Annotated in this window: 25 protein-coding genes and 1 tRNA gene; 21 read left to right on the top strand and 5 right to left on the bottom strand. The window is 40.1% G+C overall.

What is annotated here, in order from left to right; translation table 11 throughout:
* The first annotated feature begins 73 nt into the window (after window positions 1-73).
* The 5 genes from F565_RS0113690 (at window position 74) to F565_RS0113670 (ending at window position 2,228) form a co-directional block, all read left to right on the top strand.
* Window positions 74-144, top strand: a tRNA-Gln gene (locus F565_RS0113690).
* A gap of 363 nt (window positions 145-507) precedes the next feature.
* Window positions 508-846, top strand: a complete 339-nt coding sequence (locus F565_RS0113685) for a hypothetical protein (RefSeq protein ID WP_020213808.1) — start codon at window positions 508-510, stop codon at window positions 844-846.
* Window positions 847-860: 14 nt separating this feature from the next.
* The gene (locus F565_RS0113680; RefSeq protein ID WP_020213807.1) at window positions 861-1,367 is read left to right on the top strand and encodes a hypothetical protein; all 507 of its coding nucleotides are present in this window, start codon (window positions 861-863) and stop codon (window positions 1,365-1,367) included.
* Between the two features lie 90 nt (window positions 1,368-1,457).
* Window positions 1,458-1,748 (top strand): hypothetical protein, encoded by a 291-nt coding sequence (locus tag F565_RS0113675; RefSeq protein ID WP_020213806.1) that lies wholly within the window; start codon window positions 1,458-1,460, stop codon window positions 1,746-1,748.
* 180 nt (window positions 1,749-1,928) lie between these two features.
* Window positions 1,929-2,228 (top strand): hypothetical protein, encoded by a 300-nt coding sequence (locus tag F565_RS0113670; protein ID WP_020213805.1) that lies wholly within the window; start codon window positions 1,929-1,931, stop codon window positions 2,226-2,228.
* 38 nt (window positions 2,229-2,266) lie between these two features.
* Here F565_RS0113670 and F565_RS0113665 read toward each other — a convergent pair whose 3' ends face one another.
* Together F565_RS0113665 and pepE are read right to left on the bottom strand one after the other, a co-directional pair.
* Complete coding sequence (locus tag F565_RS0113665) at window positions 2,267-2,815, bottom strand: 3'-5' exonuclease (RefSeq protein WP_020213804.1); 549 nt, start codon at window positions 2,813-2,815, stop codon at window positions 2,267-2,269.
* A 26-nt stretch (window positions 2,816-2,841) separates the two neighbouring features.
* A complete protein-coding gene (gene pepE, locus F565_RS0113660) occupies window positions 2,842-3,549 on the bottom strand; it encodes a dipeptidase PepE (protein WP_020213803.1) in 708 nt (235 codons plus the stop codon).
* Window positions 3,550-3,659: 110 nt separating this feature from the next.
* Here pepE and F565_RS0113655 point away from each other — a divergent pair, with 110 nt between their 5' ends.
* The 8 genes from F565_RS0113655 to hutF all read left to right on the top strand — a co-directional run bounded on the left by F565_RS0113655 (window position 3,660) and on the right by hutF (window position 10,976).
* The gene (locus F565_RS0113655; RefSeq protein WP_035642445.1) at window positions 3,660-4,382 is read left to right on the top strand and encodes a hypothetical protein; all 723 of its coding nucleotides are present in this window, start codon (window positions 3,660-3,662) and stop codon (window positions 4,380-4,382) included.
* Window positions 4,383-4,389: 7 nt separating this feature from the next.
* Window positions 4,390-5,100 carry a hypothetical protein gene (locus tag F565_RS0113650; protein ID WP_020213801.1) on the top strand — a complete coding sequence of 237 codons (711 nt, stop codon included), beginning with the start codon at window positions 4,390-4,392 and terminating at the stop codon, window positions 5,098-5,100.
* The gene (locus F565_RS0113645) at window positions 5,093-5,833 is read left to right on the top strand and encodes a hypothetical protein (protein WP_020213800.1); all 741 of its coding nucleotides are present in this window, start codon (window positions 5,093-5,095) and stop codon (window positions 5,831-5,833) included. The genes F565_RS0113650 and F565_RS0113645 overlap by 8 nt, the downstream gene beginning before the upstream one ends.
* A 134-nt stretch (window positions 5,834-5,967) precedes the next feature.
* Window positions 5,968-6,708 carry a hypothetical protein gene (locus tag F565_RS21670; protein WP_020213799.1) on the top strand — a complete coding sequence of 247 codons (741 nt, stop codon included), beginning with the start codon at window positions 5,968-5,970 and terminating at the stop codon, window positions 6,706-6,708.
* On the top strand, window positions 6,705-7,469 hold the full coding sequence (locus F565_RS0113630) for a hypothetical protein (protein WP_020213798.1): 765 nt from the start codon (window positions 6,705-6,707) through the stop codon (window positions 7,467-7,469). The genes F565_RS21670 and F565_RS0113630 overlap by 4 nt, the downstream gene beginning before the upstream one ends.
* Window positions 7,470-7,564: 95 nt before the next feature.
* On the top strand, window positions 7,565-8,371 hold the full coding sequence (locus F565_RS0113625) for a hypothetical protein (protein ID WP_026300059.1): 807 nt from the start codon (window positions 7,565-7,567) through the stop codon (window positions 8,369-8,371).
* A gap of 425 nt (window positions 8,372-8,796) precedes the next feature.
* Window positions 8,797-9,594 (top strand): N-formylglutamate amidohydrolase, encoded by a 798-nt coding sequence (locus F565_RS0113620; RefSeq protein ID WP_020213796.1) that lies wholly within the window; start codon window positions 8,797-8,799, stop codon window positions 9,592-9,594.
* Window positions 9,594-10,976: a formimidoylglutamate deiminase gene (hutF, locus tag F565_RS0113615; protein ID WP_020213795.1), complete on the top strand. Its 1,383-nt coding sequence runs from the start codon at window positions 9,594-9,596 to the stop codon at window positions 10,974-10,976. The genes F565_RS0113620 and hutF overlap by 1 nt, the downstream gene beginning before the upstream one ends.
* Before the next feature lie 34 nt (window positions 10,977-11,010).
* On the opposite strand, the gene F565_RS0113610 is transcribed toward hutF, so the two are convergent.
* Window positions 11,011-11,310 (bottom strand): type II toxin-antitoxin system RelE/ParE family toxin, encoded by a 300-nt coding sequence (locus F565_RS0113610; RefSeq protein WP_020213794.1) that lies wholly within the window; start codon window positions 11,308-11,310, stop codon window positions 11,011-11,013.
* Complete coding sequence (locus tag F565_RS0113605) at window positions 11,292-11,528, bottom strand: hypothetical protein (RefSeq protein WP_020213793.1); 237 nt, start codon at window positions 11,526-11,528, stop codon at window positions 11,292-11,294. Before F565_RS0113605 ends, F565_RS0113610 begins: the two co-directional genes overlap by 19 nt.
* A gap of 201 nt (window positions 11,529-11,729) precedes the next feature.
* Between F565_RS0113605 and F565_RS0113600 the strand changes: the two genes are divergently transcribed.
* From F565_RS0113600 to F565_RS0113565, 8 genes are all read left to right on the top strand, one after another.
* On the top strand, window positions 11,730-12,311 hold the full coding sequence (locus F565_RS0113600) for a MiaE family protein (protein WP_020213792.1): 582 nt from the start codon (window positions 11,730-11,732) through the stop codon (window positions 12,309-12,311).
* Window positions 12,312-12,601: 290 nt separating this feature from the next.
* Entirely contained in the window at window positions 12,602-13,105 is a 504-nt protein-coding gene (locus F565_RS0113595) for a DUF6702 family protein (RefSeq protein WP_020213791.1), read from the top strand.
* Between the two features lie 5 nt (window positions 13,106-13,110).
* Complete coding sequence (locus tag F565_RS0113590; RefSeq protein ID WP_020213790.1) at window positions 13,111-15,378, top strand: M1 family metallopeptidase; 2,268 nt, start codon at window positions 13,111-13,113, stop codon at window positions 15,376-15,378.
* 131 nt (window positions 15,379-15,509) lie between these two features.
* The gene (locus tag F565_RS0113585) at window positions 15,510-16,526 is read left to right on the top strand and encodes a T9SS type A sorting domain-containing protein (RefSeq protein WP_020213789.1); all 1,017 of its coding nucleotides are present in this window, start codon (window positions 15,510-15,512) and stop codon (window positions 16,524-16,526) included.
* Between the two features lie 58 nt (window positions 16,527-16,584).
* Window positions 16,585-16,818 (top strand): hypothetical protein, encoded by a 234-nt coding sequence (locus F565_RS21665; protein ID WP_020213788.1) that lies wholly within the window; start codon window positions 16,585-16,587, stop codon window positions 16,816-16,818.
* Window positions 16,799-17,095, top strand: a complete 297-nt coding sequence (locus F565_RS0113575; protein WP_020213787.1) for a type II toxin-antitoxin system RelE/ParE family toxin — start codon at window positions 16,799-16,801, stop codon at window positions 17,093-17,095. The genes F565_RS21665 and F565_RS0113575 overlap by 20 nt, the downstream gene beginning before the upstream one ends.
* A 119-nt stretch (window positions 17,096-17,214) precedes the next feature.
* Window positions 17,215-17,508, top strand: coding sequence for a Sec-independent protein translocase subunit TatA/TatB (locus tag F565_RS0113570; RefSeq protein WP_020213786.1), 294 nt, complete (start codon window positions 17,215-17,217; stop codon window positions 17,506-17,508).
* A 1-nt stretch (window position 17,509) separates the two neighbouring features.
* The gene (locus F565_RS0113565) at window positions 17,510-18,124 is read left to right on the top strand and encodes a phosphatase PAP2 family protein (RefSeq protein WP_020213785.1); all 615 of its coding nucleotides are present in this window, start codon (window positions 17,510-17,512) and stop codon (window positions 18,122-18,124) included.
* On the opposite strand, the gene F565_RS0113560 is transcribed toward F565_RS0113565, so the two are convergent.
* Complete coding sequence (locus tag F565_RS0113560) at window positions 18,083-18,724, bottom strand: O-methyltransferase (protein ID WP_020213784.1); 642 nt, start codon at window positions 18,722-18,724, stop codon at window positions 18,083-18,085. The two genes, F565_RS0113565 and F565_RS0113560, sit on opposite strands and share 42 nt — an antisense overlap.
* Window positions 18,725-18,728 lie beyond the last annotated feature (4 nt).

Here is an 18,728-nt window from a genome sequence, read left to right as displayed (position 1 = left end):
TTTAAAATTTTTTATTTGAAAGTTTGTGTAATTTAAAATATGTGTTACATTTGCACTCGCAATAACGCACTATTGGTCTATGGTGTAATGGTAACACTACTGTTTTTGGTGCAGTCGTTCAAGGTTCGAGTCCTTGTGGACCAACAATAAACCTCCTAATTTCAGGAGGTTTTTTTGTTTTACATCCATTTGGTTTTAAATGTTTATTGTTTAAAAAGTTACAATTTGTTCTGGTTAAATTTAAATCTTTTCCCACATATTTTTTAATTGCTATATTTATACCTGTAGACTAAAGCGTTGTTCTTCGTGTAGCCGTTATCTCAAAAGTAGCATAACTTTTTGGCTTTAAAATTAGGATTGAGGGTATTAACCTTCGATTAACCTACGGCGAAATAAAGTATTGAAAATGCGAAGGTTTAACCCTGGATGTATTTCTTTTAATGTGGATGTTTAATAGATATTCTTTAACAATAAAGTCAATTGTTCTAAAATAATAAACTGCAAATCATGAGTATAAAGAATATTATAGTATCACTTTTTGTATTTAGTTTAGTAGTTTCCTGTACTGATTGTGAAAGTTTAGCATATTATTATAAAAATAAGGAATGCTCTCTCCTAATTTCCAACAACTCGGGAGGTATAGAATTATTTGCAGGGAAAAATCCGTTTACAGGTGAAGAGTGTGATTGCAAGGATAGTTTTAGATGGTACGGCTTGTATCAAAATCATATGGATATCGGGGATACATTAATAAAGAAAAAAGGAGAATTATTTTTTTCAGTTCATAAAAAAGATACTGTTTTAAAATTTGATTGGGGGGAATGTGAAGGGAAAATTTATAAATAATTAATCACAGTAACATGAAAAACAGATTATATAATTACTTGCTAATCTTTGCAGCCTTCAATTTAATAATATCTTGTCATAATACCTCAAATTGTGCAATATCGGAGAAAACAATACAGTTAAAATACTATAAGTTAAAACATCCAGATAATGGTATAATAACTCCATGCAAGTTCAAATTAAAAGCATGTGACGATAAAAATATATTTAATTACCATTTTGATAATAAAAACGATTCTGTAATATTGAACAAACGCAATGATTCACTATTATATAATAATGAGATTGCAAGGTTTGCTGAAATTAGGAATTTCATATATAATGGAAAAAATATAACTGTAAAGAAATATGTCTCGGCCGATTTAGATAATTTATTTGTAAACGACCAATTGGGCATAGTTCTGCAAATTTCAGCTGGTAAACTTTCTGATACGTATATTGTTTTTGATATCACAAATAATGGAGAGTTGTATAAGCAGATAATTAGGGACAAACAATTTATGAAGGTCTTATATAAATAATAGCAATCTCTTCAACGCTGTATTTATACAGGGCGATGAAAGATTTATTTTCTACTTATTCGGAAAACCTTGGTAATTAAAACTTTATACATGAAAAAATTATTAGATGAATATTCGGTAAAACCAACACAATTATTTAAACGTATTTTTGTGGTTTATTACTTTGCTTACATTCCATTTTTAATATTGCAGATAATATTAAATGTCACTGAAATTATTCCGGTTAATTATAACGATAGTAAGATTTATGGAATAAAAGCCGTTGTAATCATGATCTTATTTTCACCCCTCGTAGTTTTTCTATTTGCAGTTATGACTTGGATAAATTTTAATATCGGATGTTTTATTATGAAAATATTTAGAAGGCTTTTTTATGCGTAAATTAATAATTATTAATTTCCTAATGCTTTTCTCGGTTCTGCAAGCTCAAGACATTGTAAAAAGTAAATTTTACAGTTGGAAAGTTCCAAAAGATAATGAGGTATCAATCTACAAAACTATTCACGAAGAAAGAACGTGGATAGACGGATATAAATTTAGTCAAGCAGATATTCCTATCTTATGTCTAATAAACTTAATTCATCAGATGAAGTTATTACACTGGAAAACTATAAGAGTTTTATCTTTGATTTAGGAGAAATAGAGATAACTAAAATTGATTTCAATGTAAATCCTTTAAAGATAAATTTTGACTACAAGGGTAACAATAAGGTTGAGGGTCTGTTATACATCAGTATAATCAATAATATCTTAAATCGTTTCCTTTTTATTTTGCCAAATCAAAAAAAATCCGGGGTCGATCGTTCATCAGAAATTAATGAAATAATAGATAAGCTTATTTATTTAAAAGATGAATGGTAGTTAGCAATTTCAATAAATAGAATATTTGAAAATGTACATCAACCCCTCAATACCCTGTTCAATACCTTTGCAATGTTCCTTGCATCGTCAACTCCTCTGTGATGCGTACCCTCTAGCGGAATTTGCAATAATGCAAGTGCTCCCGCCATACCTTCTTCATGGCCCAATTGATGCTTTAATGCAAACAGCGTTTTTACATTAATGTGTGATGGGCCAAAAGGATATCCTATGCCCAATGCCGCGCACTGCCGCTGAAACTGCTTTTGGTCGTAAGCGCCAAAGCTTGCCCACGCACGGCTTTGCGATAGGTATTCTTTTTTAAGGATGGCACACGCTTCTTTAAACGAGATACCTTCAGATGCTACCATCTCCGGCGTTATGGTTGTTAGTTTAGTACAAAACGCGCTAACAGTAGATCGTTCGGGTAATACAATAATGCCACGATTATGGGTGATTTCGCCGGTTTGTACATCAAGCAGGGCTATGCCTATCTCTATAATATCGTTTTCCATCCCCTCGGGGTTAGGGCCATCCCAGCAGGTAGCTTCTATATCTACTACCAGTATTTTATCAAGTTTCTTTGCCATTGTTGTTTTGTTATAAGGCCGAATGTTTACTTCAACCCACTCAAATCACTCCCCGCCTCAAGTTCTTCCGGTTCCTTACCCTGACGGAATAACCGTGCCTGCAAATTACCTTTTAATATTACCTGTTTGCCGTTTACCTGTAGCCAGCTGCCTTCGCGCAGGCCAAGCACCGGAGGCGTGTTAAACGCATGAAACTCCTTAATACGGGTTTCGCGGGTTTCGCCCATGTGCAGCGATCCGGGAATGGGGTCTAAATAATGTGGGTTAAGGTTAAAGGGTATCGCGCCAAGTGTTTTAAAACTGGGTGGGTATACTATAGGCATATCGTTAGTGGTTTGCATGGTAAGGCCGCAAATATTGCTGCCTGCACTGCATCCCAGATAGGGCGTCCCGGTTTTAATAGCCTGCTCTAAGGCTGCCATTGCCCCGGTTTTATAAAGCTGAGATACGAGCACGAACGTGTTGCCACCTCCGGTAAACACGGCTTCAGCGTCGGTTAACGCCTGTGCGGCATCGTCAAATTCGTGCAATCCTTTTACGGTTATGTTTAATTTTGTAAACCAGGCTGCAGCCTTTTTTGTATAGTCGTCGTGGCTTATGCCGCCCGGCCTTGCAAAGGGTATAAACACCAGTGTGCTGCACCCTGCAAAATGCTCCTGTAACGCAGGGGTAAGATAGTCAAGATATTCGCCGCCGTGCAAAGTGGATGTGCTTGCAATAATTAATTTTTTCATTCGTTTAAGTAGTGTAAGAAAAGGTAAAGTTACAAAGATTTTTGTGCGGCAGTAAAAATCCTGGCAACCTTAGCTTTCTTATAATCATCAATCATCAAACCCTAATTGTTTTGAAACAACGTTTATTACTATTGCTGGTTTTAGTTTCGGCTGCTCTTTTCGCCCAGGAGCGCAAACCCCTTAGCGGTAAAGTTACCTCTGATTTTGATACGTTAGAAGGTATTTACGTCATCAATAAATCTGCCGAAACATCTGTAACTACCACCCGCGGCGGCTACTTTACCATAAATGCCAGGGCTACCGACACCCTTATTTTTAGCGCGGTGCAATTTGAAGCGCGTGACATTACAGTGCATGAGGCCGATTTTTGCGACAACCTCTTCTTTGTTCCGCTTGCCACCCGTAACCATGAGCTGGACGAGCTGGTTATTATAGACTACAGCCATATAAATGCCGAGTCGCTTGGGCTGGTGCCACGCGGCCAGAAACAATATACCCCTGCCGAGCGTAAGCTTGCCACGGCATCGTCTTTTAAAATGAACCCGTTGGGTCTGGACCCTATAATCAATATGTTCTCCGGGCGTACTGCTATGCTGCAAAAAGCGGCAGAAATTGAGAAAAAGGAAGACCTGATGCAAAAAATAAACTACATTTATACTGAAGATGATTTAGTAAATAAATTCAAAATTCCGGTAGACTACGTGCGGGGTTTTGTGTTTTACATTGTAGAGAATAAATATTTTGCCAATGCCATTAAAGACAAAAATGAAAATATGGCCAGATTTTTACTTACCGGCCTCGCCGAAAAATACATTAAGCTTTTGAACGAATAACCTTTGCATGAAAAAATGGCTTTTTATATTACTGGTTTGTACCACAGCTTTTTGCCAGGAGCGCAAACCGCTGCAGGGTAAAGTTATAACAGGCAATACAGGCATAAGCAATATTTTTGTAATTAATAAAGCCACCGGCGCAGAGGTAAAGACCGATGCTCTTGGTGGCTTTGCTATACCTGCCAAACCCGGCGATAAAATTGCCGTTTACAGTAATACTATAGAAGCCCGCGATTTTGCCATAAGCGAAAAGTCGTTTATAGAAATTCCTTATGTGGTAGAGGTAGACCTTAAGGGAACCGAACTTAAAGAGGTAGTGGTAGAAGCTAAGGTAACCAGCCAGTCCTTAGGGCTTGTGCCCAAGAATTATAAATTTCCCACACCTGCCGAACGCAGGGCAAAACGTTATGCGGCGGCTGTGCCCGGGTTTGGTATAAGCTATGTAATAAATGCCCTGAGCGGCAATTTATACATGCTGAGACTCGCCGCTAAATATGCCGAGAAAGAGGTGCTGATACAAAATCTTGGCAACATTTATACCGAAGATGAAATTACGGCCGAATGTGGTGTGCCTAAAGAATATGCAAAAGGATTTTTATATTATGCCGCCGACAATCAACAGTTAGCAGACCTGATTAAGGTAAAAGATACGGGTGGCGCAAAGCTGTTAATGAACGAACTGGGTTTAAAATATCTTGAAGTTATAAAAGATGAATAAGCTGATTGCTATAGTGTTATTTATTACTGCAACGGCTTTTTGCCAGGAGCGAAAGCCGTTGCAGGGTAAAGTAGTTTCTGATGGCAATGGTGTGGCAGATGTTTTTGTAATTAACAAGGCGACCGGACTGGAGATTAAAACCAATGCAGTGGGCAATTTTACAATTGCATCTAAAAATGGCGATATACTCGTGGTATACAGCCCACGGGTAACCATCCGGGAATTTGCCGTGAGCGATAAATCGTTTGCCGAAAATCCTTATGTGGTTGAGGTTGAGGCATCGTCTTTAGAGCTTGATGAGGTTGTGGTAGATGGCAGCATTACCGCCGAAAAGCTGGGTATAGTGCCCGTTGGCCAAAAACAATATACTCCCGCCGAAAGAAAATTATATACTACCGGAGATTTTAAATTTATTAGCTTGTTAGGCTTAATAGGAGGCTCCATGCCTTTCGATCCTGTATTAAACGCCATAAACGGTAGGACAAAGCGTATGAAAAAACTTGTCGCGCAGGAAAAGCGCGAATTGCTGCTCGAAAAACTACACAATATTTGCACTGCTACAGAAATTACCGATACTTTTAAAGTACCGGAAGAACATATAGACGGCTTTCTCTACTTTGTGATTGAAGATAAAGATGTTGCTGCCCATATTGATGCTAAAAACGAAAGCCTGGCAAAATTCAGGGTTACAGAGCTGGCACAAAAATATCTGGCACTTATAAAAGAGGAATAGATAATTTGTAAAGTACAGAATAAGAAAAACTGGCGTGCCTTTTGCTGCATGTTAGTGCGCAGTAATTTTTTACATTTACAGCATTTAAATTATACAAATAACACCACACACCGGGGTAACAATAAAATATATTAATGAACAGGCTACTTTATTTACTACTGTGCATAAGCATTTCGGCATTTTGCCAGGATCGCAAACCGTTACAGGGCCAAATTGTGTCGGGCGAAAGTGCTGTTGTAGGGATATTTGTTATTAATAAAGCTACAGGAACAGAGGTTAAAACAAATGCTGCCGGCAACTTTACCATGCCGGCGCGCGAGGGCGATATGCTTGCGGTTTACGGTACCGGTATAACTACAAGAGATTTTGCCGTTAGTGCTGCTACTTTTGCAGAACAGCCTTACATTATGGAGGTTGTTGTTAATGCCTACGAGCTTAAGGAAATAGTGATTGATAAAATCACGCCCGAATCTTTAGGGCTTGTGCCTAAAAACCAAAAGCAATATACCCCTGCCGAAAGGCGCCTGAAAACAGCCAGCGACCTGGATCCGCAAATGGGTATAGGCACTATGGCAGGAGTATCTGTATCGGCAGATGCCATTATAAATGCTATAAGCGGGCGAACCAAAATGCTTAAAAAAGCATTAGAAACAGAAAAGAAGGAATTTGCCATACAAAAGCTTAATGGTATTTATACCGAAGAGCAAATTGTAAACGAACTTAAAATTCCGGCGGAATATGTGCAGGGATTTTTGTTCTACGCTGTAGAAGATGCCGATTGTGCCGCAGCATTAAAGACTAAAAATAACGAGTTGGCAAAGTTTAAGCTTATTGGCCTTGCTGTAAAATATAATAAACTTATTGCCGATAAATGAAATGGCTAACCTGTATTATCTTATTTGTAGGCGTTTCGGTATTTTGCCAGGAGCGCAAGCCGTTGCATGGTAAAATAACAGCCGGGGATTATATTGTGAATAATGTTTTTGTAATAAATAAAGTTACCGGAGCCGAGGCAAAGTCAGACTCAGGCGGATTATTTACTATTGCGGCAAAAACCGGCGACCAGCTTGTGGTATACAGCGATAAAATAGAGGTGAGGGAATTTGCTGTAAACGAACTGTCTTATAAAGAAGTGCCTTATATAATGGAGGTAAAGCCAAAATCGACAGAGCTTAAAGAGGTTGTAATAAGCCATATAAACCCGGAGTCTTTAGGGCTTGTGCCTGCAAAACAACCCCAGTATACTCCTGCCGAAAGGCGTTTAAAGGCGGCTGGCGGAGAACTGGATGGCGGTTTTACACTTAGCTTAGATGCTATACTTAATATTATATCCGGCCGCATGAAGATGCTGCGTAAAGCCATGGAAACCGAAAGGAAGGAATTTTCCATGCAAAAAATAGACGGCATTTATGTGGAAGACCAGATAGAAAGCGAACTTAAAGTGCCTAAAGAATATGTACACGGGTTCATGTTTTATGTGGTGGAAGATGCTGATTTTGTAACCGCATTAAAAAATAATAATAAAGAGCTTGCACGGCTTTTACTTATAGATCTGTCTAAAAAATACAATACACTACTTTCTCAGGGCGGCATTAAACCCGATGTAATTTCTGACGGGACTGACACTAAAAAGTAAAAATTGCCGTTGTGTTGTTATAAATTTGTTAACACATTTTTTTTGCAATAAGCTACCGTTTTTTGTGGTAAATTGCAGTAACAACCAACCTTATTATGACTCGCAAACTCCTTTTCGCACTACTGCTTTTACTACCGCTTTTCGGCTTTAGTCAAAAGTTAAATCCACGCCAGATATTGCATGGTATGGTTATAGCCGACTCGCTTGCTATAGACAATCTTACCATAAAAAATAATACATCGCGCATTAGTGCCGTTACAGATACCCGCGGCATGTTTACCATTTATGCCCGTGCTGCAGATACGCTTTCTTTTTCGGGCGTAGGCTTTCGTACTGCATATATTGTAATAAAGGAGAGTCACTTTTTGCAGGATCCGTTAGTTATAAAGTTAAACATAGATGTCAAGGTGCTTGATGAGGTTATTATAAAACCAACGGTATTGACAGGCGATTTAGCCGGCGACAGCAAAAAAGTGAAAACACTGGCAGTTACCTCCGGTATGACAGGGGTAGCAGAGCAAAATAAATTTAGGACAGAGCGCAACAAATACGACAAAAACCTAAATGGCGCGTTGCCCACACAAGCACAGGGAAGTCAGTTGGTAGGTGTAAATTTTGTACGCATTTATGAATCATTCTTTAAAAAGAAAAATAAAAAGAAAGACAAGGGCGAAATATATTCGTTAGATACCGCAGGGTCTTTTCCGGAAACGGTTAAAGCTCGTTATACCTACAATTTTTTTACACAGTTACTGCAAATCCCCAAAGATGATATAGGGCTTTTCCTAACCTATTGCGATACAGGTGCCGGCAGCCAGGCATTGCTGGATCCTAAAAAAGAATTTGAGCTTACTGATTATTTGGTTACTAAAAGCAAAGAATACTTAGAGCAGAAGAAATAGCTGTTTGTTGGTTTGTCATGATTATATAGATAGTGGTAACACGTCATTTTATTACTCATCTAACCGCTAAATGAGTCCTGGTAAATAACCTCCAAGTATTTACCACAAAGTACACAAGGTTTTTCACTAAGAACACAAGGCAATCTTGTAGAAGATTCCAATCCCTATCGGGATTGAAGGGCACAAAGCTTTGTGTCTTTGTAGTCTGGAACAGACCTTTATACATACGCTTTAGTGTTCTTAGTGAAAAACCTTGTGTACTTTGTGGTTAGATTTTAAATCATTTAAATAGACTAAGAAACCAGATTATTATTATAATTAGTAAGTTTGATAAAGTTCAAATACAACTTCCTTTACTTCGTGGTTGAAAAATTTATCCTCAAAACGTATCTTTGTTGTAGTTTCTATAAAAAACCAAACCCGTTATGGACGTTTTTCACATTACACAGCCCACTGCCCCAAAGGTTCCCATTATATTGAGTTCGCCGCACTCCGGCACTTTTTTTCCACCCGAAATTGCCTCGCGTCTTTTTCCTGATAAGGCAGAAACGCCCGACGATACCGACTGGTTTATAGACCGCCTGTATGACTTTGCACCGGCAATGGGCATCACGGTTATAAAGGCAAACTACAGCCGCTGGGTAATAGACCTTAACCGCGACCCCGAAAGTAAACCGTTGTATACCGATGGTCGCGTAATAACCGGGCTGGTTCCGCTAACTAACTTTAACGGTGAGCCATTGTACCAGGCAAGCGAGCCGGACGAACATGAAATTGCCGAAAGGATACACCAATATTACATACCCTACCACGAGCAGATAGAGCAACTGCTGGAACAAACCAAAACGCAGTTTGGCACGGCACTACTTTTTGATGCGCACTCCATACGCAAGGTGGTTCCGGGTATTCAAAAAGAGGCGTTCCCGGATCTTATTTTAGGGGATAACGACGGCACATCGGCCTCTGCCGATGTTATAAAAGCAGCGTGGGATGCATTGCAAACCGATAAGTACAATGCTGAACATAACCACCCGTTTAAGGGCGGACACATAACGCGCAGTTTTGGTAAACCGCAAAATAATGTGCATGCGTTACAGTTAGAGATGGCGAAGACCAATTATATGGATGCCTCCGAAACTAATTATTCTGAAGAGAATGCGGCACACATACGCGAAGTGCTAACCAACGTTTTTACCCAACTTATTAAAACTTTACAGGCGTAATGACTGCCACTACCTATACTTTTAAAGGCCTCCTTACCGAGGATGGCTGGATTGCCAATGCTGTTGTAAAACTTGATGCTTCGGGCAACATACTTTCCATAAGCGAAAGCGAAAAACCCGATGGAGAAATTATAAATGGCTACGCGCTGCCGGGTTTCCAGAATGCACATTCGCATGCCTTTCAGTACGCTATGGCGGGGCTTGCAGAATTGCACACCGATACCGGGTTAGCCGATGATTTCTGGAGCTGGCGTAACGCCATGTACGGGCTGGCATTAACCCTGTCGCCAGAGCAAATGCAAGCCGTTGCAACAATGCTCTACACCGAAATGGCACGGCACGGTTATACAGCTGTGGCCGAGTTTCATTACCTGCATCACGATAAAGATGGCAAACCTTACGCTAACCTTGCCGAAATGGGGGCGAGACTTATTGCTGCTGCAAAAACTGCAGGAATACGCATTACATTGGTACCCATGTTTTACCAGCAGGGCGGTTTTGGGCAGGAACCGGTAGAGCGCCAAAAAAGATTTATAAGTAACACTATTAAAGATTATTATAAGCTTCTTGAAAGCAGCGATGCAGCTGCTAAAGCGTATGAAAATGCTAATGTGGGTATCGGGATACACTCGCTGCGCGCGGTAAAGCCTGAAGATGTTATTGCAGTTTGCAACGCTTTAGATGGCAGCAGGCCGTTCCACATACATGTGTCAGAACAATTAAAAGAGATAGAAGACTGCGTTGCTTTTCACGGCAAGCGCCCTGTACAATGGCTGCTTGATAATTGCAATGTAAACGGTAACTACCATTTAGTACACGCTACCCACCTTGACGACAGCGAGGTAAAAGGCATTGCCCAAAGTGGTGCTAACGTGGTGCTGTGCCCAAGTACTGAGGGCAACCTTGGCGACGGACTTTTCCGTTTTGAGGATTACAAAAAATACAACGGCAACTGGAGCATTGGTACCGATAGCCACGTAGGGTTAAACCCGCTCGAAGAGTTGCGCATATTAGATTATGGGCAGCGCCTTATTTCGCACAAGCGTACTACATTCGTAAATCCGGGGCAGGGCAACAGTGGTTTTAATGCGCTAAAAATGGCATGGCAGGCAGGGCGCAAGGCTATGGGTGCGCCAAGCCAGCAATTCTTTGCCGTAGGCCAGCCGTTTGATGCGGTTGTGCTAAAAGCAACATCGCCACTGGCAGCTACAGCTTCGCTACAAAACCTGTGTAACACCTTTGTGTATACTGCCGACGTTAGTGACATTGCCGGGACTATTGTTTCCGGTAAATGGATATCTAAAAACGGAAAATCTGAAAAACGGGAAGAAATTGTAGAGGATTTTGTAAAGGTGTTGACGGAGTTAGGGACGAGGGTGTAGAGACGTATTGAATGCGTCTTTGGTTTGGGCAAAGTTATTTTACTTTTCTCTTGTCCGGATTCTGCCTGTTGTCCCAAAAGGAAACGATTTCTATTCTGCTTTCATTTATTTCATAAAAAACAGCGTAATACTTCATGGGGATTGTTCTGGTGAATTTATTAGATGTTAGCCTTCCAATCAATTCATTTTGACCCAGAGTTAGCATAAGTTCTTCAACTTCATTAAGTAATTTAAGGCTATAATTAGCATTGCCATTACGTTGCAGGTAGAAATCAAGAATATTGGCAAATTCGATTTTTGCCAGTTCGGACCATACTATTTCTTTGAAAGCCATTCTTTCATTTCAGAAATTACATTTTCATTAGTATGAAATTGCCCGTTTTTAATTTGTTCTCTGCCTGTTTGGATTGATTTTTCCTGATCTGCACTCAATTCATACAATGATTCTTCCGACGCATCGAATATGGTTTGAAGTGCTTTTAAAAAATTCAGGTTGTCTGAGTTTTTAATTCTCGAAATCAGGCTGTCTTTTATTTGAGCTGAAATATCCATGGTAAAAATCTATATTTCAAAAGTAACTTTTTTTTAAGCATTTACAAGTGAAAAATTCATATAAATCTTTCCATTTCGGCGAAAGAAAAATCTCTAAATAAAAAATAGATGCCTCCACTTCGTTGCACTGCGGTCAGAATGGAACCCCCATTTTGCGTACATCCCTAAATTACTTATTTTTGGCATCGTAATTAACACGTTATGCTTGGACTTAAACTCTTAACCGACCCGCGCTGGGCTAATATAGCCGAATCTAACCTGGAAGAAATACTTACCGATCATGCCTGGTGCGAACAGAAGGCTGCGGCTAATGCGCTGTATTTAATCTCGAATAATTCGGAACACATAGAGTTTATCCAGAAAATGGCGGAGATAGCTATTGAAGAAATGGAGCACTTTAATATGGTGGTCGAGATTATTAAGCAACGTGGCTACTCACTGGGTCGTGAGCGCAAAGATGATTACGTTAGCGAGCTTATGAAGTTTGCCCGAAAGAACGGCAGCCGCAACACCTCTTTTATAGACCGCCTGCTTTTTGCTGCCATGATAGAGGCAAGGAGCTGCGAGCGTTTCAGGGTACTGTACCAAAATATACAGGATAAAGAACTGGCTAAGTTTTATTATGACCTTATGGTAAGCGAAGCCACACACTATACCACCTTTTTAAACTTTGCCCGCAAGTATGCTACCGATGTGGATGTAGACAAGCGCTGGGCAGAATGGCTGGACTTTGAAGGACAGCTGATTCAGAGTTATGGTAAGAGTGGGGCAGTGCATGGGTAAAGTATTGATAGATATTTATGCTTTTATAAATATTCTATTCTTCACGTGGTATCATCCGGCATGAGTGCAGCTGGCTCCCCTTTTGAGAGGGGTTGGGGGTGTGTTGCTGTAGAGCCGTGAATATAAGTTAATAATGGCGACGGCTATTTTAAGATTGCTTCGTTCCTTGCAACGACAGCACCTGAAGAAGGAAACCTTTAAATATCCGCGGATAATCACTTTTATTTAAATCCACCTTTTTAACTTTCTTATTTCTAATAAAACAATTATGTTTGTGTTTTGGTACGTTTATGAAAAAGGCTGGTGGGTATTTACTTCTTTTGCTATTGGCGGTAACGCTTACCTCTGCGGCTGCGCATAAATATTATGTGTCGGTTTTTCAGGTGGAGTATGCGCCCCAAAAAAAGGAACTGCAAATAACAGCTCGTGTTTTTATAGACGACCTTGAGGCCGCATTATCTAAAAAATACGGCAAAAAGCTATACCTCACTACTCCAAAAGAAATTCCCGAAACGACCGATTACCTCAAAAAATATTTTGCAGAGAAAGTGCACATCAAAGTAAATGGCGTGGCAAAACCTATTGCTTTTTTAGACCGTGAGACCGAAGATGATATTCTTATTTGTTACCTTACCGTTCCGGCAGATGCCAAAATAAATTCGCTCGAAGTAAACAATACCTTTTTGTTTGAAGCCCACAGCGAACAGCAAAACATTATACACACAAAAGTAAACGGCGTTAAAAAAAGCCTGATGCTTACATACGATACACCTTCGGGTACTTTAGATTTTTAATTAGCATGAAAAAAATATTCTACACCCTTGCCTTTATAGCAGCTTTACAGGCAGCAGCCCAAACGCCAACACCGCCACCCGCAAAGCATGAACCCGGCCATACCGACAGCAATCCTTTTAGCCAGATGTATGACCTTTTGGCTACGCCTAATATGTTTCGCACAGCATCGGGCGCACCGGGGCCTGCCTATTATCAGCAGCAGGCCGACTATAAAATGGATATAGAGCTCGACGATAAAAACACGAAGCTGTACGGTACCGAGACCATTACCTACCATAACAACGCGCTCGAAAATTTAGACTACTTATGGGTACAGCTCGACCAGAACCAGCATGATGCCAAATCACCATCTAAACTTATAGAAAGCCAGAAAATGGACGCGGCTTACAAAGCTGACGGTTTTGCACGCAGGTATATGGAAGCCGAATTTGACGGCGGCTTTAAGTTGGAGTATGTAAAAGATGCTGCGGGCAAGCCCCTGAAATATACCGTGAACCAAACCATGATGCGTATCGATTTGCCTAAGCCGTTAAAGCACGGGGAGTCGGTTAGTTTTAGTATAAAATGGTGGTACAATATAAATAACTATCAGATTATTGGTGGCCGATCGGGCTACGAACATTTTGATAAAGATAATAATAACCTGTATGTTATAGCACAATTTTACCCGCGCATGGCAGTGTATAATGATGTAGAGGGCTGGCAGAACATGCAGTTTTGGGGAGCGGGGGAGTTTGCGCTGCCATTCGGGAATTTTGAGGTTAACATTACTGTGCCTGCCGACCATATTATGGAAGCAACAGGCGACCTGCAAAACAGGAAAGACGTACTTACCGCCGGGCAATTAAAGCGCTATGAACTGGCTACCAAAACATTTGATAAACCTGTGGTAATTGTAACTCAGGCAGAAGCCGAGGCTGCCGAAAAAACCTTTAGCGATAAAAAGAAAACATGGAAGTTTAAGGCAACTAACGTAAGGGACTTTGGCTTTTCTACCTCACGCAAGTTTATTTATGATGCTATGGCGGTGCAGCTTGCCACAAAAACGGCTATGGCAATATCGCTGTACCCTAAAGAGGGTAACCCGCTTTGGGGCGATACCTCTACAAAGGTGGTGGCACATACGTTAAAAACTTATTCTAAATATACGTTCGATTATCCGTACCCTAAAGCAATATCCATCTCGGCAGCAGACCAGGGAATGGAGTACCCTATGATATGCTGGAACTACGGCCGCCCCGATGAAAATGGGTACCTGAGCGACCAGATAAAATATGGCATGACCAGCGTAATAATTCACGAGGTTGGGCATACGTTCTTCCCTATGATCGTTAACAGCGACGAGAGGCAGTGGACGTGGATGGATGAAGGACTTAATACGTTTCTTCAATATTTAACAGAGCAGGAATACATGCCCGATTATCCGTCGAGGCGCGGTCCTGCAGCCAAGATAGTTCCGTACATGAGCGGCGACCAGAAGTTTTTGGAGCCTATCATGACCAATTCAGAATCGATACACCAATTTGGGTCTAATGCTTATGCAAAGCCGGCTACAGGCTTAAATATTCTTAGGGAAACTGTTATGGGGCACGACCTGTTTGACCATGCTTTTAAAACTTATGCCAACCGCTGGAAGTTTAAACACCCAACGCCGGAGGATTTTTTCCGAACTATGGAAGATGCCTCGGCGGTAGACCTTGACTGGTTTTGGAGGGGATGGTTTTATTCTACAAATTATGTAGATATTGGCATTACCAATGTTAAGCAGTATTATGTAACCGAAACCCAACCGGCAGACCTTAAGGATGCCACAGTTAAAAAAGGCAGGTTTGGGCAGGAAGAAGGCCCGTTTGTTTATATGGTTAGCGAAGGCCCTGACTTTAATAAAGACCTTAAAAAGCCATTGGCTACAGCTGATGTTAAGTTGCTTAACGATTATATTCAGGAGAAATTTACACCGGAAGAAAGGGCAAAGCTTAAACAGCCTAAGTATTTTTATGAGGTTACGTTTGATAAGCCCGGCGATATGCTGATGCCTGTTATTGCCGAGCTGACTTTTGAAGATGGTACAACAGAAACGTCTGTTTTTCCGGTACAGATATGGAGAAAGAACAACCAGACGGCAAGCCGCGTTTTTGCGACAGACAAGCAGGTTAAGAAAATTACTGTTGACCCTAAGCAGCAAACCGCCGACATTGACGAAACTAACAATACATGGCCCAAACAGGAAATTAAAAGCAAATTTGACAAGATAGAGGCAAAGAAGAGGTAATGTGCTGTGTATGTAAGCTGTTGAACTTTAAAAAAATACGAAAAACATTAATAATTGGTTAAATGTGCTGATTATTAATGGGGTAAGTTGGCGTTTTATTTATATTTTTGAGAGAATTTAAATAACACACCATGAAAATAAAATTACTTCTTTCAGCATTGTTTATTTCAGGAGCGGCGTTTGCGCAGGAAGCTATTCCGTCATTTTATAATTTCAACGCTTCACCGGGCGGAGTTGAAGAAGACGTGTACACATTTGTTAGTTCGCCAACACCTATTGATCAAAGTGCTACCGGTGCTAACATTGCCTGGATTTTTAACCAGCTTGTTGACGAAGGGCAATCCTCTACAAGAGTAATTGTACCTACGGAAGCAGAAGTTAACACATTTCCGGGATCTACTATGTTAGTGAGAACAACGGCGGGAAACAATGTTACAAACTATTATTTAGCTACCACAGCGGCAGGCGGATATTCACTTACAGGATTTCAAGCCGGTGGAATGGAATTAAATTATAGCTCAAACAATGGTTTTTTAGGCGATTTTCCTCTTTCTTATGGCTTTACAAATACCGATGATGTTGCCGGTACTTTTGAAGGTATGGGAGCAGAAGGTTTTTTTACGGGTACAGGCGTAACAACTGTAGATGCCTATGGTACACTTACGGTAAATGTAGGAACCGCTAATGCAACGCCTGTAACAAGACTTAAAATAGTGCAGGATATTGACCTTACTTACCTTGGTTTTCCTGTAGGGACGGTTAACCAGACTATTTATAGCTATTATGGTGCAAATCTTACAACAGGGCCTGTATTTAGGAGTATCTCTACAACATTAAACATCCCTATATTAAACATTGTAAATCAGACTACAACAACCCACGAATCCTATACGGCTACTGCTCTTGGTACCACCGCGCTTACTAAGAACAACACAACCATTATAGCTCCAAACCCGGTTGCTAATGTATTGCATTTTGCAGGAGACAAAGCTATTACAGGTGTGACAATTACCGATGCATCTGGCAGGGTAGTGCTGCAAAACAAAGCAGGTAATGATATTGCTGTAAGCCATTTAAGCACCGGTGTATATTATGTGGCGGTACAATCTGCCAATGGTACAGAGGTGCAGAAGATGATCAAGCAATAATAAAAGTATTTGCAGCGTTCTTGTTTTTTAATTACATTTAGATATAAATTTTATTGAGATGGATCTTGAATTTTCGAAATTAGAATTGATAGAAATGCTTTTACAAACCAGCAAAGAAAGTGTTTTGAGCAGGGTGAGGGCTATTCTTGAAGAAGAGCAGGACTTTGTGATTAATAACGCTTTTTATACAACGCTCGACGAACGAAGGGAAGAATATGAAAGAGGCGAAGGGCAATCATTTACATGGCAGGAAGTAAAACAAAATGTAAGAGATGCAAAAAATGGCATTTGATTTAGAGATCAGGGACGCTGCCAATTTAGAAATAATTAATGCCTATCTTTACTATGAAGAACAGCAGCTGGGATTAGGAGACAGATTTATAAATATCCTTGAAAGACATTTCGAAAAAATAAGTATTCATCCGGAGCATTATCAAATTAAACGTAAGCCTTATAGGGAAGCTGTACTTTCTAAATTTCCATTTGTAATTATTTATCAGTTTACAAACTCAAAAATTGTAGTTTTCTCTGTTTTTAATACACATCAAAATCCTGTAAAAAAACCTTAGTAACAACGAGTGTTCAAAAATCAATAGTTAAATAAACTTAAATTTACAGTAAAAGCACATCCGGCTACGGGGTAAAACACGTAATTTATAATTACATTTGTGTATTAAAATTTAGAGCTATGTTTGGAATAGGAGGCGGAGAATTTTTTGTGATCATATTGATAGTGCTCATGCTTTTCGGATCGGACAAGATACCCGAAATTGCACGTGGCCTTGCTAAAGGTATGCAGCAGCTTAAAAGCGCTACCAACGATATTAAGAGCGAGATACATAAAAGCGCCGATATAGATGGTTTAAAAAAGACTTTTACAGAGATAGGCAACGAAGGTGCTCATAATGACATACACACCGAAATTGCCAAGGTAAAAGAGGATATAGAAGATATGTCTGGCCCTATAAAACGTTTAAAATAGTATGCTCGAAAAACTGCAGCAATTAGACAGGCAGGTATTTATATACCTTAACGGGTTAGGATCTGAAACTTTCGACCCAATGTGGGAAATCATTACAAAGCAAATAAGCTGGATACCCATTTTTGCCATAATATTATACCTTACCTTTAAAAGGCTGGGCACTAAACATGCCTTTTTAATTATTGGTATGATCACCCTGTTGCTGTTAGTTACAGACCAGACTACAAACCTTATAAAATTTACCATTAAAAGGCTGCGCCCCGGTAATAACCCTGAGCTTGCAGGGCTTATACGATCGGTTCAAAACCGTAAATCATTCAGCTTTATATCAGGCCATGCGTCTAACTCTATGGCGGTTGCCTTCTTTTTATACAGGGTATTGCACCCATATATAAAATACATGGGCTTCTTCTTTATATGGCCGCTTATATTTGCTTACAGCCGCATTTACCTTGGGCTGCATTATCCCGGCGATATTCTTACAGGCTATGCCTTTGGTTTGTTAACGGGCTGGCTGGTGCTTAAATTGTATATTTATTTAAGAGACCGCTACTTCCCCAAACAGCAGGAAGATTTAGATAACCCTACTAACAGTGAGCCCGTCACGAATGGGTAACAAAACGGTTTCTACCCGTGGGTCTTCTTTAAGTAGTCTATTATATTCCAGTAAAACTTTTGTGCTTTTATCATTAGGCTTTACAGGCTCTAATACCTTGCCGCTCCACAACACATTGTCGCTTAGTATTATACCTCCTTTATTCATAAGCGGTACAATCATATTAAAATAGTTGGTGTAATTTTCTTTATCAGCATCAATAAACACAAGGTCAAATTTTTTGCCTAATGTGGGTATAATATCCAGGGCATTACCCAGATGCTGTTTTATTTGGTTTTTCCAGTCAGAAAGGTCAAAGTATTTCTTCTGGAAATCGTATAGCTCCTCGTTTATATCAATAGTATCAAGGGTGCCATTTTCGCGCAGCCCTTCGGCAAGGCTTAAGGTGGCATAACCTGTAAAAGTGCCAATCTCTAAAATATGTTGCGGGTTAACCAGTTTGGCTATCATGCTTAACACCCTGCCCTGAAAGTGCCCGCTAAGCATGCGCGGCTGCAATACCTTTTGGTGCGTTTCACGATTAAGGGCAACCAGTAAAGCAGGTTCGTTTTCGCTGTGGTTAGCGGCATAATCTTCCAGTTCTTCTGATATAAAATGCATGGTA

Origin of the sequence: Flavobacterium rivuli WB 3.3-2 = DSM 21788, assembly GCF_000378485.1 — a bacterium.
GTDB classification, from domain to species: Bacteria; Bacteroidota; Bacteroidia; order Flavobacteriales; family Flavobacteriaceae; genus Flavobacterium; species Flavobacterium rivuli.
The sequence above is the reverse complement of the archived record's forward strand: the minus strand, read 5'-3'. Positions and strand labels throughout refer to the sequence as shown.

What these genes read in the sequence shown, in the direction of transcription:
- F565_RS0113685 (WP_020213808.1), top strand. Translation starts at nt 508, where the DNA reads ATGAGTATAAAGAATATTATAGTATCACTTTTTGTATTTAGTTTAGTA.
- F565_RS0113680 (WP_020213807.1), top strand. Translation starts at nt 861, where the DNA reads ATGAAAAACAGATTATATAATTACTTGCTAATCTTTGCAGCCTTCAAT.
- F565_RS0113675 (WP_020213806.1), top strand. Translation starts at nt 1,458, where the DNA reads ATGAAAAAATTATTAGATGAATATTCGGTAAAACCAACACAATTATTT.
- F565_RS0113670 (WP_020213805.1), top strand. Translation starts at nt 1,929, where the DNA reads ATGTCTAATAAACTTAATTCATCAGATGAAGTTATTACACTGGAAAAC.
- F565_RS0113665 (WP_020213804.1), bottom strand. Translation starts at nt 2,815, where the DNA reads ATGGCAAAGAAACTTGATAAAATACTGGTAGTAGATATAGAAGCTACC.
- pepE (WP_020213803.1), bottom strand. Translation starts at nt 3,549, where the DNA reads ATGAAAAAATTAATTATTGCAAGCACATCCACTTTGCACGGCGGCGAA.
- F565_RS0113650 (WP_020213801.1), top strand. Translation starts at nt 4,390, where the DNA reads ATGAAAAAATGGCTTTTTATATTACTGGTTTGTACCACAGCTTTTTGC.
- F565_RS0113645 (WP_020213800.1), top strand. Translation starts at nt 5,093, where the DNA reads ATGAATAAGCTGATTGCTATAGTGTTATTTATTACTGCAACGGCTTTT.
- F565_RS21670 (WP_020213799.1), top strand. Translation starts at nt 5,968, where the DNA reads ATGAACAGGCTACTTTATTTACTACTGTGCATAAGCATTTCGGCATTT.
- F565_RS0113630 (WP_020213798.1), top strand. Translation starts at nt 6,705, where the DNA reads ATGAAATGGCTAACCTGTATTATCTTATTTGTAGGCGTTTCGGTATTT.
- F565_RS0113625 (WP_026300059.1), top strand. Translation starts at nt 7,565, where the DNA reads ATGACTCGCAAACTCCTTTTCGCACTACTGCTTTTACTACCGCTTTTC.
- F565_RS0113620 (WP_020213796.1), top strand. Translation starts at nt 8,797, where the DNA reads ATGGACGTTTTTCACATTACACAGCCCACTGCCCCAAAGGTTCCCATT.
- hutF (WP_020213795.1), top strand. Translation starts at nt 9,594, where the DNA reads ATGACTGCCACTACCTATACTTTTAAAGGCCTCCTTACCGAGGATGGC.
- F565_RS0113610 (WP_020213794.1), bottom strand. Translation starts at nt 11,310, where the DNA reads ATGGCTTTCAAAGAAATAGTATGGTCCGAACTGGCAAAAATCGAATTT.
- F565_RS0113605 (WP_020213793.1), bottom strand. Translation starts at nt 11,528, where the DNA reads ATGGATATTTCAGCTCAAATAAAAGACAGCCTGATTTCGAGAATTAAA.
- F565_RS0113600 (WP_020213792.1), top strand. Translation starts at nt 11,730, where the DNA reads ATGCTTGGACTTAAACTCTTAACCGACCCGCGCTGGGCTAATATAGCC.
- F565_RS0113595 (WP_020213791.1), top strand. Translation starts at nt 12,602, where the DNA reads ATGAAAAAGGCTGGTGGGTATTTACTTCTTTTGCTATTGGCGGTAACG.
- F565_RS0113590 (WP_020213790.1), top strand. Translation starts at nt 13,111, where the DNA reads ATGAAAAAAATATTCTACACCCTTGCCTTTATAGCAGCTTTACAGGCA.
- F565_RS0113585 (WP_020213789.1), top strand. Translation starts at nt 15,510, where the DNA reads ATGAAAATAAAATTACTTCTTTCAGCATTGTTTATTTCAGGAGCGGCG.
- F565_RS21665 (WP_020213788.1), top strand. Translation starts at nt 16,585, where the DNA reads ATGGATCTTGAATTTTCGAAATTAGAATTGATAGAAATGCTTTTACAA.
- F565_RS0113575 (WP_020213787.1), top strand. Translation starts at nt 16,799, where the DNA reads ATGCAAAAAATGGCATTTGATTTAGAGATCAGGGACGCTGCCAATTTA.
- F565_RS0113570 (WP_020213786.1), top strand. Translation starts at nt 17,215, where the DNA reads ATGTTTGGAATAGGAGGCGGAGAATTTTTTGTGATCATATTGATAGTG.
- F565_RS0113565 (WP_020213785.1), top strand. Translation starts at nt 17,510, where the DNA reads ATGCTCGAAAAACTGCAGCAATTAGACAGGCAGGTATTTATATACCTT.
- F565_RS0113560 (WP_020213784.1), bottom strand. Translation starts at nt 18,724, where the DNA reads ATGCATTTTATATCAGAAGAACTGGAAGATTATGCCGCTAACCACAGC.